Source organism: Halalkalibacter sp. HAAS-P013, from assembly GCF_056619925.1.
On sequence record NZ_JBWQTU010000035.1, the window covers coordinates 1 to 19,035 of the forward strand.

Annotated in this window: 11 protein-coding genes, 1 pseudogene and 1 riboswitch; of the genes and pseudogenes, 11 read left to right on the plus strand and 1 reads right to left on the minus strand. The window is 34.3% G+C overall.

Annotated features, from left to right (window positions below; genetic code table 11):
* Positions 1-273: 273 nt before the first annotated feature.
* Entirely contained in the window at positions 274-1,383 is a 1,110-nt protein-coding gene (locus AC1FXP_RS22875) for a hypothetical protein (RefSeq protein WP_480064236.1), read from the minus strand.
* A gap of 1,816 nt (positions 1,384-3,199) precedes the next feature.
* On the opposite strand from AC1FXP_RS22875, the gene AC1FXP_RS22880 reads away from it, so the two are divergent.
* The 11 genes and pseudogenes from AC1FXP_RS22880 to AC1FXP_RS22930 all read left to right on the plus strand — a co-directional run bounded on the left by AC1FXP_RS22880 (position 3,200) and on the right by AC1FXP_RS22930 (position 18,925).
* The gene (locus tag AC1FXP_RS22880) at positions 3,200-3,538 is read left to right on the plus strand and encodes a hypothetical protein (protein WP_480064237.1); all 339 of its coding nucleotides are present in this window, start codon (positions 3,200-3,202) and stop codon (positions 3,536-3,538) included.
* 233 nt (positions 3,539-3,771) lie between these two features.
* On the plus strand, positions 3,772-5,022 hold the full coding sequence (locus AC1FXP_RS22885) for a hypothetical protein (protein WP_480064238.1): 1,251 nt from the start codon (positions 3,772-3,774) through the stop codon (positions 5,020-5,022).
* Positions 5,023-5,539: 517 nt separating this feature from the next.
* Entirely contained in the window at positions 5,540-6,514 is a 975-nt protein-coding gene (locus AC1FXP_RS22890; RefSeq protein WP_480064239.1) for a helix-turn-helix transcriptional regulator, read from the plus strand.
* 92 nt (positions 6,515-6,606) lie between these two features.
* The gene (locus tag AC1FXP_RS22895; protein ID WP_480064240.1) at positions 6,607-8,142 is read left to right on the plus strand and encodes a TIGR02677 family protein; all 1,536 of its coding nucleotides are present in this window, start codon (positions 6,607-6,609) and stop codon (positions 8,140-8,142) included.
* Positions 8,132-9,316, plus strand: a complete 1,185-nt coding sequence (locus AC1FXP_RS22900; protein ID WP_480064241.1) for a TIGR02678 family protein — start codon at positions 8,132-8,134, stop codon at positions 9,314-9,316. Before AC1FXP_RS22895 ends, AC1FXP_RS22900 begins: the two co-directional genes overlap by 11 nt.
* A 1-nt stretch (position 9,317) precedes the next feature.
* Entirely contained in the window at positions 9,318-13,553 is a 4,236-nt protein-coding gene (locus AC1FXP_RS22905) for a TIGR02680 family protein (protein ID WP_480064242.1), read from the plus strand.
* Positions 13,554-13,567: 14 nt separating this feature from the next.
* The gene (locus AC1FXP_RS22910; RefSeq protein WP_480064246.1) at positions 13,568-14,854 is read left to right on the plus strand and encodes a TIGR02679 domain-containing protein; all 1,287 of its coding nucleotides are present in this window, start codon (positions 13,568-13,570) and stop codon (positions 14,852-14,854) included.
* 376 nt (positions 14,855-15,230) lie between these two features.
* Positions 15,231-15,377, plus strand: a riboswitch (cyclic di-AMP (ydaO/yuaA leader).
* Positions 15,378-15,440: 63 nt separating this feature from the next.
* Positions 15,441-16,106 (plus strand): potassium channel family protein, encoded by a 666-nt coding sequence (locus tag AC1FXP_RS22915; protein WP_480064243.1) that lies wholly within the window; start codon positions 15,441-15,443, stop codon positions 16,104-16,106.
* Positions 16,107-16,108: 2 nt separating this feature from the next.
* Entirely contained in the window at positions 16,109-17,446 is a 1,338-nt protein-coding gene (locus tag AC1FXP_RS22920; RefSeq protein WP_480064244.1) for a TrkH family potassium uptake protein, read from the plus strand.
* A 12-nt stretch (positions 17,447-17,458) separates the two neighbouring features.
* Positions 17,459-17,752, plus strand: a pseudogene (locus tag AC1FXP_RS22925) (tyrosine-type recombinase/integrase); the annotation flags it as partial.
* 645 nt (positions 17,753-18,397) lie between these two features.
* Entirely contained in the window at positions 18,398-18,925 is a 528-nt protein-coding gene (locus AC1FXP_RS22930; RefSeq protein WP_480064245.1) for a hypothetical protein, read from the plus strand.
* Positions 18,926-19,035 lie beyond the last annotated feature (110 nt).

Below are 19,035 nucleotides of genomic sequence, written 5' to 3' on the forward strand. Positions count from 1 at the left end.
CCCACAGAGGCTCCAAGTCAAGCCCTTAAACGCTTATCTACGGTTTCATGTAAACAAAGATAAAAGGTGCACCATATCAATGTTTCGGAACCTGATACTGTATATAAGCGAGCGTTAGTTCAATAACAAATAAAATTAAGGACTGCACATATTAGACATATCTAAAATGTGCAGTCCTTTTATATTTTAGTAATTTACCAATCTAACCTAAATATAATAAATAATCTGTGAATTAGCATTTTCCCTACCAAAACTGAACCCGTTATTTGCACCCTATTTCTTCTTCTTCTGTTCATCTTTAACGAAATCATTGAAACTTTGACCATTAATATCAACAACTGATTTGTTCTTCTTACTAGCATACAAAAGAGCCATTCTTTCTAACTGATTTTTGCTTTCTTGTTTTCTACTTTGAGTAGCCTGTTGAGTTAAAGCAAAACTTCTAGCTGCGTTACGAAGTAATTGACCATTTCTAACGCGATACTTTTCTCTTGTTAAGAACTTCATGAAATGTAATTTCACAGTGGATAATTCCGCGTCTTTCTCGTGTGGTTCGACCTGTTGTTCAATGTATGTTGAATAATCACTCACTATATCAGCTAAATCTTGAATATCTTGTTTAATAAAAAACATTTCATCGTCTGATATTTCACAAAGAACATTCTTGATATCGTGATAATCTTCAATATTTTTCAAGACATTTTTAATATGAGTTTTGGCTCTTTCGAAACCATGGTCTTCTCTGAATTTTTCTATGTCTTTTTCAAAAGTAGCTCTATATTTTAAATGATTTTTAGTGATTTGAATAATTTCGTTAGAACGTTGATTCACTTCAATTTCTCTACGTTTCTCCTCGAAAAGATTAACATCGCTCATATATATCCACTGCTTACCTTTTTCTGGGTCATTTTCATCTTTTAAACCATATCGGAAATGATACTCTGTCCTATTCTCGATAACTGGTTTGAGATGCATTTCCTCGTTTTTGTTTAGAACTTTCTTGCCTTCTAACATAGTAATTTTCGTCAAGTTAGCTTTACGATACTCAATTTCATAATTTGCATATAGATTAAACGAAAGATACGTTCCTAAAACTTTCCCGTCATGACCTTCTTGTTGGTATGTGTACGGCAATAAAACATCTGAATCCAAAACTGGCATTTCGATTTGGTTTCCTCCTAAATCTTTCCTTGTGTGATTCACCCTAAGAGGATTTCTTTTTTCTATTTCTTCGTCAGTTAATTTTTCTCCATCCTTCACAATAAACTTCTCGATGTCTTTAAAAGATAATTCATAAATGATATCTGGATAAATCTCAGCTAAGTCCCTTTCTTTTATCATCAAATCAGGACTTTTTTTGTCTTTAAAAAACTCTAACGACATTATATCGACCTCCTTGAAAAGCAATAATAAATATTAAATTTTAACAGTTATAACACATTTTCTGGAAATGTCGTAGAATATATAAGAATTATCATATCAACGTAATTTTTATCTGGCTCGTGCCCGTTGAACCTTGGCGTTCTTCTTGTGTTGAACCCAACATTTAATTCACTTTAAATCATCTTGTGGTGGTTTATCTATCAATGTTTTGTAGCATTGTTTGTTCAAAGGTTTTGTAGCATTAGTAGTTTTAATCGTGTTTGTTCTTGTGACTTACACATTATAGTTCATTTTGTGATGAATCTATATTCCAATCATTTTTATGAGACGGAGATAACCTGCTTTTAGTATTAATTTTATTTGCGAACTCGTCTATTGGCGTTCGAAAAATATCAAACATCTCGTGGTGTATGGTATTCCAAAACATTTATATGAGGAGGAGATTTTAGTGAGAATTCAGTTAGTATTTGCAACACCTAGTATTAAAAAACTGAATGAAAGGAGTGAAAAAGAACCCTAACCAGAAGTGATTTTGAACCAACTTACTATCTATTAAGAAAATGATGTTTTGTTTTGTACAAATCATGACATTAGAAACATCGAAGGACAAAGATTCTTCACAGCATTACCCAAAAACTAACAAAATATCAATAGCAAAGTAGCTAGGAGGAGAGAATGATGAACCGAAGGTTTAATAGGGGAAAGACAAAAACAATTGAATAGTAGTCGCAACTTATGTCGCGTAAAACATTTTAAGAAAGGAGAATGTTAAACACAAGTCATTTTGGTATTCACCGCAGATGAAGGGAATCGAACTGTAGAACACACGTAGATTCGGAATACGGAAATGAGGAAGAACGAAGAGTATTTAAATTATTGCCTAGTCATTGGTACGAAAAATTTTGAAAGGAGTTTTGCTTTTTAAAAACCGAGATGTATTGGAGTGTAACTAAAACGAGTGTTGCCGGTCGCTCTATAAAATAACGCGGTATTAACTAGTTACATTTCAGAGTTTTATAGTTTTTGTTGGTTTCTAAAAATAAACCAGACGTTTTACCCCGCGAAAACCCATGCATAGGGTAGGGGAGGGTTATAGGAGTAGTGCACCTATAGGCTCAGTCAAGTGCAGAAATTACGAATTGGCTATCGCAACAGTTGAGTGCTTCACTTGGAATTCATACAATGTTCGTGCATAGAAAAATTCTATGTAGGGACATTGTATGAACGATACGGTACTCTGCTGGCAATGGTGATGGTGCTATCTGACAATATTGATAGTGCGCGGAACCCGCTTCAATACATCCTAAGAATGATTATGGTTACAACATTTCTTTTAAGGTATTTGGGACGAAGACATTTATGTCGAGGGCCAAATGGCGAAAAAAGAAATGCAACGAGAATCCGCTTACGGATACTCGTTGAGGGTTTTGGGTTTCATCTGCCACTAAGCAGATGAAAGGTCTTGAACTTTGGAGAAGAAGGTTTCGTCAGTCGGAAGGGTGGAATAAACCTTTCAAAGGATGAACCGAAGGTTCTCCAAGAAAGTTTATGTAACCCTGTAGTCTGACTGAACCATTCTTCGACCAAGGTAGTTTTTGTCACGCGATTTTTGTGACAATAACTACTTTCCTTGCCTTTGAATGTTTTTAATAATCTTTGTGTTGCTTGAGCTCTTAAGGGTTAAAGTGACATGAGGAATTTTAAATAGATAGGTAAATTATATGTTGGAATCAGAATAGTGTCATTGATTTGTAGTTTAAGAACAATAATGGTAGGATTGAAACTATTATTGATTTTTTGAAGGGATGAAGAAAAAATGTATAGTACTGAAGAGGTAAAAACACCAAAAGAACTTATGCTGGAAGCTTCAGGGTTAGATATATTTTACGATATTGTTGTAAAAGCATTAGAAGAAACTATTAAAAATGACTATGAAATTGGAAAAGTAGAATCAAACTGGGCTACTCTTTTAGCATACGTAAATGTTAGATATTATAATGCTGTACTTCCAGAAGAAGAGGATATAGCTATTAAAGCATTTAGAGTGTTTCAGGACAACAAAATGACTTTTATAAATTTATTAATAATGTCAGATATTGTTGAAGTTTACAAATCGAAAAATGATGGTGAATTTCATTTTAAAAGGTTGAAATAGACGTAAGAAAACTCAATGGATTAACAATAGTTTTGTCTCATGTACATTTTAGTACATGAGACTTTTTTTATTTTATCGATTTTATGTATTTAATTATCATTAATAATAGAATAATTGCTACTTTAATTCTCCGTTTATTTATATCTTTAACTCAATTATTTCCCCACAACTTTAGAATATCCACTATAATATTCCAGATGTTTTCCTTGTTTTTATTTTTGGGGGTGAATTGTTTGGATTATACTAAACTAGATGCAGTTTTTGATTGGATGAAAACAGAACAAATAACGGGATTTTCAAAGAGAAAACAAGAAAGTGATAGCGGTTTAGCTCGTGGAACCGTCGATAAATATAAGTTTGAATTACATACTATGTATAATTACATGGAAGAAAAATGGGGAGTAGAAAACCCATCGAGAATAAAAGCCAAGGATTACTTTCAATATTACGATGAAAGAATCCAGGAATTTAAAGAAGGAAATAAGAGTATTGCTTATCATCTTCGAGCATTAGACGATGCGATGCATGCCTTTAATGAATCTATGGTCGAATCTGGTGAATATCAGTACCAGTTTAAATTTCCAAAGAAAGAGAGACTTTCAAAGAAATTAAATGATGAAAAAGTATATAGAAAAGCTAAAGAAACAACTGTGGAAGCAGCAAGTAGAAAAGACGTAGAAGAGGTGTGTGCAAGATTAAGAGAAATGAAATCGCATGGGGCTCAAGTAGCTGCTGATGTATTATGGGGAGAATTTGTATCCGGTAGGCGTATAAACGCACAGTTAAGACATAAAGCAGGAGATTTCAACAAAGAAGAAGGAAGTTTGACCAGCTATGGTGATAAAGGAGGGAAGGATAATTTTGGATTCTTGCGTCCTGAAGCCATTGACCATTTTACAAAATTAACAATGAAAGTAAATGGCGATAGAAAAAGTGCAGGAGCACCCATGATACATTTGCCGTATCAATTAGGTGACAAAGCTGGACAAGATAAATCGATAGATAATATGAGAAAACATTTATCTGGTTTAATCAAACAAGTCAGTGATGAACTTTATAAGGAAGGGAAAATTGATAATCGTGTTACTTCTCATGGAGCTAGAAAAGGTTTTGCTCAAGAGGAGGCATTTTATCTTTTGCATAAGTCTAAAAAGGAACTTCAAGCTCATTTAGACGCAATAGCAGCCCAAGACTCAAAGCTTAGAGGTAAGTTCGATAATGTTTTAAAGAATATTAGAAGCAAGTTTAAGGTCGAAACCAATGGGGAAAAGCGTCAATTCACTAAAAAAGAACTGGTTTCTCTCATCGTCAGTCCTTTCATCAATCATTCGAGAATCGATGTAATGAGGTATTACTTGAATAAGAAGTTTTGGGAGAATATAGAGAAGAATCATAGGGAGTTTCTAAAAGATAAGCCTATTTACTTGTCAAATAGTATAGCCACAAGGCAGTCCAGCATACCTCGACAGAGTACAGTAGTATAACCTCGATACAAGTCCAGCATGCCTCTCGATAGGAGTACAGTAGTTTTAACCTCGGTACAGGTACAGTATTGTCGATAGGAATTACGTTAAGAAGATGAGTATAAAACAATTGAATATTCAATTAAATTAGAACTAAGAAAATATCTGAATATCACTCTCTAGTTAAATAATCCTAAATTCTGATATGTATATAATATTTTCTAAAAAAGCCACTAATATAGGTGGCTTTTTGTGTTTTAATCTCATAACTTATCAAGATATCCGATTATGTGCGAATTTTTAAAATGTTAATACAATCGTCCTTTTTCTATTTTCTTTATAATAATACGAAGTATCTTAAGTAGTATAAACGCATTTCATTAAAATAGATTATTTTTATTATGATGGAGAGGTACAGTGTAATACGCTGTGGCTCTAGGTTATACTATAAAAGAAGAGGTTTTTACAGAATTGTAAAAAAATGGTTGCGTGACCTTAAGTAGTTAATCCTCATTTCACTATATAAGGATGTGAAAATTTGACTATAGGTGATAAATCAAAGTACTCATCCCAGCAGCGTATTGTTGATATATATATTCGCCTACTAACTGGGGAAAACATAAATATCTCTAATTTATCATTTGAATACGGTAAGCACTCAGAGACAATTAAGGATGATATAAAGAATCTTCGAATCGTACTTGAGCAGCAACAGAATGCTATTACCTATAATGTGAAAAACAATACATATTATCTTGAGAAAGAAAATGAGTTTTTAAAGTCGGGTGACATCCTAATTTTACTAATGTTGCTTTACCAAAGTCGTTCGTTAGTTAAGGAAGAAAGACTTGAAATTGAGAAGAAGTTGATAGGTTTGTTTCCTTTGGAGGAGCAACAGAAGCTTAACAAATTCTTCCGAAGTTATAACTACCATTATTCAACAGCTCAGAAAAAAAATACAAGAGAGAAATTAAATGATTTATTTTACTCAATTCTTGAACAAAAACAAATTACATTCCTTTATAAAAAAGCTAATGAAATAAAAGAGAGGAGGGTAAAGCCTCTAACTATTAATTTTCATGACCATCAATTTTATTTATTGGCTAATTTTGTAGGAAAGAATTTTGACCAACCTACACCTTTTCGCTTAGACAAAATAGAAAAAATTCAGATTTTAGATGAGAGATTTCAATTGAATAAGTCTAGTGATTATTTTAAGCCGGGTAAGTATAGTAACCAATCCTATAATATGTATAGTGGTGAGGAAGTTATTGTTAAGTTGAAAGTTGATAGGTCTGTAGATGAATACGTTTATCGGACCTTTCCTATTGTAAACAAAGTAAATTCTAATGACGAGGATATGAGCATTTTTGAAATTAATGTACTTGGAACTAAAGGAATTTTGTTTTGGATTTTAGGACAGCGGGATAGGGTAGAAGTTCTTTCACCCAAGGTGCTAAGGGATGAGGTTAAAGAAATTATTACTAAAATGTTAAAAAAGTACGAGGAATAAATTATTGATAATGGATAATCAAAAGTTGTCTGGCTAAAGCAAATTAAATTTTAATGTATTTTAAGCCAAGACTTGGCTTGGGAGGTGGAAGAATGAATAAGTACCACTTGGACTCCGTTGTGGCTTTGAAATATGCAACGGAACCTAATTCCTATATTTATAGACCGATTGTAAGGTATCTATACAACAAACATATGGGTTTTGAGCATTACAACACGACTCTATCGGATGTTTTTCGTATGCTTAAAGAAAATGAGGTTGTTAATGATGAATATACGGAGACTAACTTACAAGAGGCTTTGAATCAATTAGAGACTTGGGAAGTCATCAAATCCAGACAAGAAAAGCAAAGTGGTATGACGATTGAAGAATTTAAGAAGAAACGCTATCTATATCAAATTACCGATTTAGGATTAGAAGTAGATGCATTATTGCTAAGGATTGATGATTTAGATGAAAAACTTATGGGAAGTTTGGATAGCAGACAGTTTAGTAGACTGTTTAAGTTTTTAGAAACATTTAAAGACATTGATGCGGTGTATGCTCCGCCAGACAAGGCTTCAGAAATATGGATGAATGTTTTTGAAACGCATAAAACCTTGCGGACAAACGCAACAAATTATTTATTTCATATTCAGGAAGCGGAAAGAGCTAATTTGTTTAATACAGAACTATTCTTGAATTTTAAAGATACGTTTATGCAGTATTTAGGAACGTACATTTCGGAATTAGATAGAGTGAAGTATAAAATTTATAAACTAATAAACGAAATCGATGAAGCACATGTTGACAAGTACATCGATGTACTGATTGAAGCAAATAAGCCGAATAGTATTCTATACGAGGATTTCTCCGAGGAAAAATTAAAGATTTCTCTTAAAAATAAATGGGTGGAGCTTAAAACGTGGTTTCTAGGTACAAAGGGCGGGACAAGTGATATAGAAGTTCTAAGTGACAAAACGAAAGAAGCCATTCGTCTAATCGTCACCTATGCAAATAGATTATCTGATTCCATGACCAATACGCAAAATAGAGTTACCGATTATCAGGCGTTGGCGAAAAAATTTATCGATAGTTCATCTTTAAAGAATGCTCATGAATTGTATGCGGCTGCTTTTGGAACTTCTCATTCCCGTTCATTACATGTAACGGAAGAAATATCACTGAATGAAGATGGTCAATACTCTAATGCGGATGAAATTTGGAATACGGACATTAAACCCTATCAAACCCCTAACATGAGTAACCGAGGACCAAAAGGAAAAACGAAAGCTTCTGTTATAAAAAACAACAAATTAGAGCGTCAACGAAGGGTCATGGAGAGCTTAGAGAAAAAAAGAGAAGAAGAGAGAAAAATGAAAGAGTTAATTAAAGAAGGAAAAATTATACTCTCTGAAATAAAAGAGCCTTTAGAGCCTTTCCAAAGAAAAGTGTTATTGAAATGGATTATGAGAACAACCAATATGAGGCTAGGTAAAACAAAGAAAAACACATTTCGAACGGAAACAGGGTTAACGCTTAAAGCTAATTATCGTTCAAAGGAAGTTGTGACAATTCCTTGTAAGGATGGAGCATTAAGAGGATTCGATATCGAATTTGTCGTTGAGGGTGAAAGATATGATGAGTGAAGAAAATAAGGGGTTACAACTAGGTATAGAAGCCTTGTTAGAAAATTTTCTAGTGCAAAGAAAAGATAATCCGGAAGTATTTCGAGAGATATTAAGTAGTGAAAAAATGATTCGTAAGTACATGGTAACTAATTTTGGTTATCGATTAAAACTTGATAGTGAAACGGCTAAACTTGAGAAGATTCCATTTTTTAGTCGAGATTGGATGGGTGTCCAATCTTTTAAAAACGAGTTAGATTACGTCTTTTTAATGGCGTTGTTCTCTATACTAGAAACAAAGTCATTTGAAGATGGTTTTTTATTAAGTTCCATAATTGAGGATGTAAAAATATTTTTGTTAGGCAAAGACGAAGGAAATCTTATTTATGAAGTAGATTGGAAGGTCAAGCACCAGAGAGAAAGCTTTTCAAGAGCGTTACTTCGGGCACAAGAAACAGGGTTGATTAAATTATTGGACGGAGAGTTGTCTAGTTTTGAAAAGTCAGAAGAAGGAGAGGTTCTTTACCAATCAACTTCCTTGATACGTTATCAATTTCGAAACTTCTCTAAAAAAATTGATTCTTTTGAAACAACAGAAGAAATGTTGTTGGATGGTTTGGATAAGGAAAATGTAAGGCATTCTTTGTTTCGTAAATTGTATTTTGAATCCGTACTCTTTTTTGATGAATTGTCAGAGGAAGAAATGCAGTACTTAAATGATAAATACAATTACGAAGATGTAAAGCAACAGATTGAGTTATATACTTTTTTCCGACTTGAACGCATGTATAATTGCATTTGTTTAGTTCAAGATGTTAGGCGATTAAACCTTCAACAACATCCTAGTAGAAAGCACGAATCGTATATCGTGTCTCAGATTGCTTATAGAATAGTAGGTCTTTTAAGAGAAGAAAAACCTTTTGGATTATTAGTTTTGGAGAATAGTCGATTTGAAGATTTATTAAAGGACGTTATCCAACATTTTAGTCTAGGCTGGTCTAGTTCCATGCGAGACAAAACGCCTTTCTCTAAATTTAAACAAATTATATTAGATTATATGACAAGCTGGAAGTTGGCATCGTATGATGATGCAACGATGAAAATAACCATTTACCCATCTATGATACGAACTGTAGGAGAATACGACGCTGACTTAAGGGATTATATCGATACAGAAAACATTAGGGGGAAATAAAATGGTAGTAGAAGCACATGACAGAAGTAATCGTTTAGAACCTTACTTGGTGGGTTTTGTTAATTTTTGGGTGTATGAAAATGAGGTTTATCCATTTCATAAGGGGAACATTCTGTTCGGTGGACAAAATGGGCAAGGGAAGTCCGTTTCTATGCAGTCCATTATACCTTTATTATTGGATGGAAATACGCATCCATCGAGAATTGACCCGTTTGGTTCAGGGAAAAGAAAAATTGGAGACTATTTAAAGACTAATGATGAGCTTGACAAAGGTAGGATTGCTTATTTGTATCTGACGTACAAAAAGATGAAGACGGGTGAAATTATAACGACAGGAATTGGATTACGAGCTATTGATGAGTCAAGAAATGACTTTTGGGGATTTGTTATTAAAGGAAAAGAGATAGGAAAGGGTTTTTCGTTGACTAAAAGCATTGGATATAATGCGGATGGATTAGAAGAGTTTGTTCCTCTCTCCAAAGAGGAGTTGAAAAATCAAATAGAAGAATTGAAATGCGGTAAGTTTGTAACAACACAGAGAGATTATGCTGATGAAGTAAATAAGCAAGTGTTTCAATTTAATAACGTAAGCCAGTTAAAAGAACTTACCAAGTTATTAATCCAAATCCGTTCTCCTAAGTTATCCAAAGAAATGAAGCCGGATGTTCTGTATGATGCTTTAAAAAATTCACTGGAAGAGTTGCCTTCCTCTGAATTTTCTATGATATCCAACACTATTAAGGATATTGATGACCATAACCGTAAACTGGAGAAAACAAAAATTTCACTAGAATTATCTTCTTCCTTACTAGAGGATTACCTTGGTTATCAAAAAGCCATGTTAGGAAATGCTGCGAACCGGTATCTGGAGGCGCTACACGAACAACGCGAAATGATGGTAAAAAAAGATTCAGCGGAAAAGAAACTCATTACGCAAAAAGCAAAGTTAAAAGGTGTTGAAGAGCGGTTAACGGATATAGATATAGAACTACGAACAAGCAAGACCAAGTTAGATTTGTTGGAAACATCTGAGGTCCGTTCGTTAAACAATGAAAAGCAAAATAAAGAGCAAGAAAAGAAAAGAAAAGTAAGTGACCTCAAAGGAAAAAATGACCAGTATGAGAGAAATCAACAGAAATTGAATGCATATAAGAAAGATATAGATAAGGCAAATGAATTATGTGACGAGTATGAGAAAGAAATCAAAGAAATCATTGATGAACTTGGGGATTTGGCAACAGAAGTCCAATTTTTCGAAGGGGAATCCTATTTGTCGATGGCGAAAGAAAATCTTTCCAACTATAGGAAAGATAAGGGATACTTTGGTGTTTGGGTTTCAAGATTAAATAGTCATGTTCAAAGCTTAAAAAACGTATTGGAAGCTATACAAGAAGAAGAAAGAGTTTACGGTTTATTGAAAGAAAAGAAAGAGGAAATGCGTGAGGTAGAGTCAAATATCGAACAAATAGAGAGAGAACTGACAAGGATTAGTGAAGAGTTCGCTTCCATAAAGAGGAAATTCAAGGAAGATTTTCGAGAATGGGTGCAATCCAATGAGGAATACTCTCTTTCTCAAAGTGAGATAAGTGACGTTATGGAAATCGTGGAAAACTTATTTGATTTCAAAGATATGACACCTAAATACATCGAGAAAGAGTTATATGAACAGAAAGAGCGTTTAATTGAACCGTTAAAAGAAGAAGTTCTTAATAATAAAGTGAATATTGAGCATTTAGAAAATAAAATAAAAGATTGGGAAAGCGTACTGGAAGAATTACAAAAACAGAAAGAAGTAGCACCCTTTTTCCGTCGGAAAGAGACGGTGGAAAATCGTTTGGCTTTGACAGAAAAAAATATACCTTTTGTCCCGTTTTATGAAGCTGTTGAATTTAAGGATGTGTTATCCGATAAGGAAAAAGAAAGAGTAGAGTCGGCTTTGTTGGATGCAGGACTGTTGGATGCATTGATAATCCCTGTTGCTGAAGCGAAAAATGTAGGGGAAAACGATGCCGTTGTTATGCCCAAGGAGAATGATGGAGAAACGAAGACGCTATTTAGTGTTCTGAAGCCAGTAGTTCCGGAAAATTCCCAAGTTGCAGAAAAAGATATTTGTTCTGTATTGAAAAGTATATCTTTGGAAGAGTTAGAAAATACAACATATGTAACTACCTCTGGAAATTATCAACATGGGTTGCTTAAAGGTAATGCAGTAAAACAAGAACAAGCTTCCTTTATTGGAAAAGAAGCAAGAAGAAGGCACAGAGAGAATAAAATGGCGGAAATTCTTCTTGAAATTGAATTGTTGAAAGGGGAAATTGATTCGTGGGAAATACAAAACGAAGAAGTAAAAGGTAGAATGCAAAAATTGTTAGAAGAGTATGAAGGCAGACCTACAATGGAAGGTTTAGATGAAAATAGAACGTTGAAAGAACAAAAGCTAGTGCAAAAAAATGAATTTGATAAGAGAAAAGGGAAGTTGCAAGAAGCTCATGAAGATTTAGCGAAGAGTTATGAAAAACAACGCATAGAGAGAATCCAAATTAGTGAATTCTTAGAAGGTACAAAGGATGCAAAAACCATTAAAGAATTAATCGAAATAGCTACGAATGAATATGGTGGAAAAGTTCAATCTATGGAGAAATTATTTTTAAAGTTTGAACACAAGAAATCGGAATCAGTATCTGCCCAACTAAACTACGAAGATACTGAACAGGGTTTAATAGAATTAAAAGGAGAAATAAATGTCTTGGACAGTGACATTAAAATCCTTGTAAAAAACTTAGAAAACATTGAAGAAATGCTAAAGGAAGCTGGCATTGAGAAGATTGAAGAAGACATTATAAAGTTACGAAAGCTTATACAAGATTTGGGGGATGAACAAAAAAAGAAAATCGGAGAACAACCAACCGTTGAACAGGCGATAAATCGAACCAGTGAAGTGATATCTGAGGCAAAGGAAGAGTTGCTCTTTTTACATAGACAATTGATTATTCGGGAGGAAGTATTTGGTTTCGATTTGAAAATGAATCATATAGAATACGAGGGTACGCTGGAATCTTTGGCTAGTAAGTATGCAGAAGAAACGGATGTGTTAGAGGCATACAAGCAACTACACAATGCAGTCCACGATTTTAAGTCTAAAGATTTAGAGGGCTATCCGCCAACCTCTCGTGAAATGGTGTCTGGAAGTACGGAGTTGTCATTGGGAGAGTTCGAAGGCAAAAAAGACAGAGTGCAATTAATTAATTCGGAGAGGAAACGTTTAAATGTCATTATTCCTGTACAAGGCTCGAAGAAAAACCCGAAAGAATTCCACAACTATTTAAGAGAATTAGAAGAAAAACAACGTTCTGTATTGAAGAAGGATGAGGAAAACTTAATCAAAAACGTAATGATTCAGGGAGTAGGAGAAAAAATAAAGTATTTAATCACTAAGGCGAAATCATGGAAAGACGATATTAATGCTTTCATGAAGTCGCTAAACAACTCCATTGAATTACGATTAACGTGGGAACCTATAGACAAAACAGATAAAAATTCTGAGGACCATTTAACTACTACAAAATTAGTGGAGCTCTTAGGAAGAGACTTTGGTACCTTGAAAGATATTGATATCGAAGCCTTGAGTAAGCACTTTATGAGTAAAATAGCCTTAGCGAAAGAACGATTAGACAAAAAAAACAATAAAGACGACTTAGAAAACCTGGAACAAGCCTTAAAGCAAGTACTGGATTATCGCGATTGGTACAAGTTTAAAATACTGTATACCCTAGAGGGTCAAAAGGAAAAAACATTGGATGAGAAGAACCTCAACATCCTAAGTGGTGGAGAGAAAGCGATGGCTATTTATATTCCATTATTCTCTGCTGCTTATTCTAAGTACAGTGCTTCTTCGCCGGATGCTCCTTATATCATTGCCTTAGATGAAGCATTTGCAGGGGTGGATGAAGAAAACATATCTGAAATGTTCTCTTTGATGGAGAGGTTAGGTTTTAATTATATTCTCACATCACAAGCGTTGTGGGCAGATTATCCTACCGTTTCAGGAATCAACATCTTTCGTTTAAGCTATGATAAGGTAGCGAGGTTCGTGTGTTCTGAGCCTTGGAGATGGGACGGAAAAACACTGGAAATTAATGAGGAAGTTTTAATCAGTAAAGGTGTCTTGATAGATGAAGATGACAAGTTGAGCGGAGACCCGATTCAAGATTCGTTGTTTGATTCGGTTAGAACATAGGGGGTATGGTGGTGATGGATAAAGGTTTTATAAGGGAAGTAGAAGAGTATTTTGGGAGGAAGGCGTTTTCTCGCCTTTTCTCTCTTTTTAAAAGCAAAATAGAGTCTTTGGGATATGTAAGCGGGTCTGTGAAAATAGCCCCTTCGGATGAGGAAAGGACCGCAATCGAATCGTGGATGGGGATAGCTTATGGTGGAAAAACAATTACCATTTCTTTATCAAAGTTTGAAAATAGATTGATTGGTTCAAAGTTCGAGGAAATTACATTATACGAGATAGTTGAGTTAATAACGAAAGAATCTATTATACCAAAAAAAGAAAGAGAACGTCGGGAAGAAGAAAAGAAAAATGCGTTCTTCAGGAAGTTAAGGGAAGGGTATCATCATCCTTACGCGCAAGTAGTTGTTAGAAGAATACTAGAAAAGGAAAAGGGCTCCTCTAGTTTTATTGCTTTATATAATGAGCAAGAATACGATTCAATTGAAGTGATACTAAGAGCAATATCAAATTTACCGCCGGATGGGGAATTTGAAAAGTTGCCTTTATTTGCGGAAAGAATCACAGGGAATCCCCATTTTTTTGATAAAAATAAGAAGCTTTATCAGGCGATTGAGATGGTGCTTTGCGAAAAAGAAGACCGAGATTACCGAAGCAATTTAAATGCGGAAGACGAAGCGAATTTGTTGGCAATGGTAGGCTTAGAAAAGGATGACTTGCACAGTTTTGTGACTTGTTATGGGCTTGTGGCTTTTAGGGAAGATGCAATGTTGCAACAGTGGTATTGGGCAAATCAAGAAGAATCTGTTCAAAATATTCCTTTGCGTGCTTTGCGTCATATTGATACAGTAAAGCCGGTAATAGGAAAGAAAGTATTTGTCTTAGAGAATAGCGGGGTGTACTCCAGCATTTTAGATAAAATAGATGGAGTGTATCCTATCGTCTGTACGCATGGGAATTTTAAACTCTCTGGAATGTTGCTATTAGACAAGTTAATTAAATGCGGTGCGGAGATTTACTATTCTGGTGATATCGATGTGAACGGTATAGCAATTGCAAAGTATTTAAAAAGTAAATACAAAGAAAGTGTTCGTATATGGAGAATGGGCTTGGACGAGTATCGAAAAAGTGCTTCAAAGGTACCTTTGACCAATGCGGGGCTAGAACGACTAAACTTAGATGAAAGTGATGAGTTTTATGAAGTTGTTAACGAGATGCAACATTTAAAGGTAGCAGGATACCAAGAGCCACTACTAGATTTGTTTGTATTTGATATTACGGAAGGAATTAATGAAAAGGTATAAAAATCAAAATATCCGAAACTTTTAAGGTGTTATCCAACTGGGGTAGCATTTTTTTCTAGCATGTAAAAGATATAAGGGTTTTTTTTCCCTTTTTCATGTTTTATTATGTGTTGGAATATGTTACAAGGATTTTCCAAAAAAGTGGAGACGGTAATCGTATGAAAAATCATCAAGATAACATCCCATTATCTTTATAAAATTTAGTATTTGGGACGAATCAAAAAATTTTATTAAAAAAGGAGATACAAATGGAAACTGAAATTGAATCACCCTTAATCTATCTATTAGAAAAAAATTGATACGTCACTCAGAAAGAATATATTGACAAGAATATAAAAGAGGAGTAAATTCTCTTTTATAAATAAATACAATTTCAACCTTTTATTCGCTTAATCTTTTTTAGAGCGGGGGAACCATTTTTGGTGGTTAAAAACCACCTTTGGGGTGAATCTTACTAAGTAAGAGGGGATACTCTCAGTCCCTAATCCGACAGCTAACCTCGTCAGCGTTATTCTTGGAGAGAAGGGTCTTTTTTAGACCATTATTTGTGATGGTCTTTTTTTATTTGGGAAAAGGAGTGGAAACAATGGCAGAAAAAAAGAAGCAATTTGCAGTTATAGGCTTAGGGCGCTTTGGGGGAAGTGTTTGCAAAGAGTTATATAGAATGGGGCATCAAGTGTTAGCCATTGATAACAATGATACTAAGGTTAACGAATTTGCATCCCATTCTACTCATGCGGTGATAGCCAATGCAACAGATGAAAAATCATTACAATCTCTTGGCATTCGCAATTTTGAGTATGTGATTGTAGCCATTGGTGATGACATTCAATCGAGTATACTGACTACCCTCGTATTAAAAGAAATGGAAGTTGAAAATGTCTGGGTGAAAGCACAAAACGTTTACCACCACAAGGTTCTTGATAAAATTGGAGCAGACCGGATTATTCATCCTGAACAAGATATGGGCATTCGTATCGCACAACATATAGTTTCTGAAAAAATTGTCGATTATATCGAATTATCAGATGAATATAGTATTGTGGAGCTGCTTGCAACAAGAAAAATACATAATTCAACACTTATCGATTTAGATGTTCGTGCTAAGTTTGGATGTACAATTTTGGCAATTAAACGTGGTGAGGATATTAATGTATCTCCAATGCCAGATGATACGATTTATGAAAAAGATATACTTATTGTCATTGGACACAAAGCCGACTTAAAACGGTTTGAAGAAGAAGGGATGTAACGATGTTAGATAGAAGAGGTTTTTTACATCGAAACATTCAAATGTCACCTCCGCAGATATTGGCATTAAGTTTTTTTATAGCAATTGTAATTGGTACTTTATTATTAAAGTTGCCTATTGCAACAGCAGAACCAATTAGATGGTTAGATGCTTTATTTACTGCTACTTCAGCAACAACAGTAACTGGTCTTGTTGTACTAGATACGGGGCTGGATTTTACGGTTTTCGGACAAGTTGTTATTATGATTCTTATCCAAATTGGTGGATTAGGGTTGATGACTTTTGCTGTATTAATTGTTGTTGTCTTAGGGAAAAAAATTGGCTTAAAAGAGCGAATGTTGGTACAAGAAGCATTTAATCAAACATCTATAGGTGGTGTCATTCGCCTTGTTAAAATATTATTTATTTTTGCTATCTCAATGGAATTTATAGCAGTAATCTTGTTATCTATGCGTTGGGTCCCAGAGTATGGTTGGGCATTTGGAATATATACAAGTGTTTTCCATACGATTTCTGCATTCAATAATGCTGGATTTTCGTTGTGGTCTGATAGTTTGATGGGTTATGTTGGAGACCCCGTTGTTAATATTCTAATTACTTTTTTATTTATCACAGGTGGTATTGGATTTACTGTTTTATCTGATTTATGGCATACAAAAGTATTTCATCGTTTATCGTTACATACTAAATTAATGCTTACAGGGACTCTAGTTATAAATGTTGTTGCAATGTTATTGATATTTACGCTTGAATACACAAATCCTGCTACGCTCGGCACTCTAGAAATGGGAGAAAAACTATGGGCATCCTATTTTCAAGCTGTTACACCGAGAACAGCTGGCTTTAATTCGTTGGACATTGGTAGTATGAATCCAGGCTCGATAGTTTTTATCTTGCTTTTAATGTTTATTGGAGCAGGGAGTGCTTCAACAGGTAGTGGGATTAAACTTACAACTTTTATTGTAATTGTGATGGCGGTTGTAACGTTTTTAAGAGGAAGAAACGAAACGGTAGTGTTTGAGCGAACAATTAAAAACCAGATGATAATTCGTTCGTTAGCAATTGTTGTTATTAGTTTATTTGCAGTGTTTTTAACCATTTTAGCGCTAACGATTACGGAAGATGCACCGTTTATCATGATTGTATTTGAAGCCTTCTCTGCATTTGGGACAGTTGGATTATCAATGGGGTTAACTGGAGAATTATCAGATGTTGGCAAACAAATCATCATTGTTTTGATGTTTATAGGAAGAATTGGTCCATTAACATTAGCCTTTTCATTGGCAAAAGCTCAAAAATCAAGTATTCGTTATCCAGATGGAGAAGTTTTCACGGGGTAGTGGTAACTTGATTCAATACAAGGGTATATCTTCTTACTGAAGATGTACCTTAGGTCAGTACAACAACGAATCGACATATACGGGGTGAAAGCCAAAATAAAAGACGTTCGTTGTAGTCCTCATACATTCCGCCATACGTTCGCAAAACTAAGCGTTCAACAAGGGGCTAATATATTCGAACTCCAGACCATTCTAGGGCATACAAGTATGGAAATAGTTAAGACCTATGTAAACTTTTTCGGAAATGACGTTAGAGAAAGGCATAAGGATTTTTTACCTTTGAAGGTGTTAAAGAAAAGAAGATAAAAGAAAAAGCCACGCGGTGCAACGCGTGACCTTAAAACAACCATATTAACTAAATACGGATAAAACGTTTAGCTACTTTACATATTATCGAAAAAAATTCGTGTATGCAAGGCTTATTAAGTAGTGCTTTTTTTAGCAGCTATGCAGGTTCTCCCGTCGTGGATTGCCACTAATACGACGTTAATCTAACCTTGAAAGGTCTAGGTAGAAGCCGTTGCAGATAAATTCTACCGTTGCCACATTAAAAGCTTTCCTTGTTTGCTTGTGGTTACTAGGTGAGAACGACCATTAACAGTTCGGTTTGGTAGCTAGGTGCATTGCGGTGCAGGTAGCAACGAATAGACAAACGCACATAGGACTAGCTTTATGTGTAGAAAGTTCGTTGTTGGAGAAATCCAGACGTTCAAACAAGGTGATACTGCGGAACCCTCAACAACTCGGTTCAATTCAGGACAATGAACGACTACTTGTTGTACTCATTAATTTTTTTGAGTGCTTAACAAGGTAGCCATTCTTCTGACCAACGTTTCCTAATCAATCTGATTAATTCAGATTTAGGAAGAACATTGAGTCAACCATTTACTAAAAATTTCTAGTATAATAAGCAATATATCAGTTGGATTAATAGGGGTAGGTGCTTATTATATGAGTGTTGGCGTTTATACTGAAATAGAATCTAAAATTAATTCTTTAAAGGAAATACTTAGAGATATTAATACAGAAGATTTAATAGGGTTTGTTGCTACTGATTTTGGTATTACAGTTAATATAAATGAAAATATTTCCGAAAGAACTCAATTGAATTCCCCTTTTAAACAGTACTTATATTTAATTGGGTTATTATTGTCTACACAAGATAATAGTATTTTGACAAAAAAGGAACCTCCATTAGAATTTATTAAAACAATTCTTAATGAAATTACTGATTGTTATGCTGAAATATTTCTTCCAAGGGACGGAGAAAAAATAGACAGTGTAGATGACCATTGGTTAGAGGCTAGAAAAATAAGCATGCCAGTTTTTTTGAATTATTTTAATACCAATTCACTTACGTATGAAGAACAAGTAGAGGATAGAATTAGAGATTGGTTTACTCCCTTCAATGAATATATTCAAGAACAAATAGGAATGAGTGTTGATGAACTTCTAAGAATATATACTTTCATTCATTAGCTTTGCATAAAGTTATTAAAAATTTGTCAAGTAGTTTCAAGTAGAAATTTATGGTTTCAAGGCACAAAAAAACTCCTTATAATTAGGATTGGTAGTTCTGTCCAAATCCC

Coding starts and splice junctions, on each gene's coding strand:
- AC1FXP_RS22875 (WP_480064236.1), bottom strand. CDS start 1,383: ATGTCGTTAGAGTTTTTTAAAGACAAAAAAAGTCCTGATTTGATGATA.
- AC1FXP_RS22880 (WP_480064237.1), top strand. CDS start 3,200: ATGTATAGTACTGAAGAGGTAAAAACACCAAAAGAACTTATGCTGGAA.
- AC1FXP_RS22895 (WP_480064240.1), top strand. CDS start 6,607: ATGAATAAGTACCACTTGGACTCCGTTGTGGCTTTGAAATATGCAACG.
- AC1FXP_RS22900 (WP_480064241.1), top strand. CDS start 8,132: ATGATGAGTGAAGAAAATAAGGGGTTACAACTAGGTATAGAAGCCTTG.
- AC1FXP_RS22905 (WP_480064242.1), top strand. CDS start 9,318: ATGGTAGTAGAAGCACATGACAGAAGTAATCGTTTAGAACCTTACTTG.
- AC1FXP_RS22910 (WP_480064246.1), top strand. CDS start 13,568: ATGGATAAAGGTTTTATAAGGGAAGTAGAAGAGTATTTTGGGAGGAAG.
- AC1FXP_RS22915 (WP_480064243.1), top strand. CDS start 15,441: ATGGCAGAAAAAAAGAAGCAATTTGCAGTTATAGGCTTAGGGCGCTTT.
- AC1FXP_RS22920 (WP_480064244.1), top strand. CDS start 16,109: ATGTTAGATAGAAGAGGTTTTTTACATCGAAACATTCAAATGTCACCT.
- AC1FXP_RS22930 (WP_480064245.1), top strand. CDS start 18,398: ATGAGTGTTGGCGTTTATACTGAAATAGAATCTAAAATTAATTCTTTA.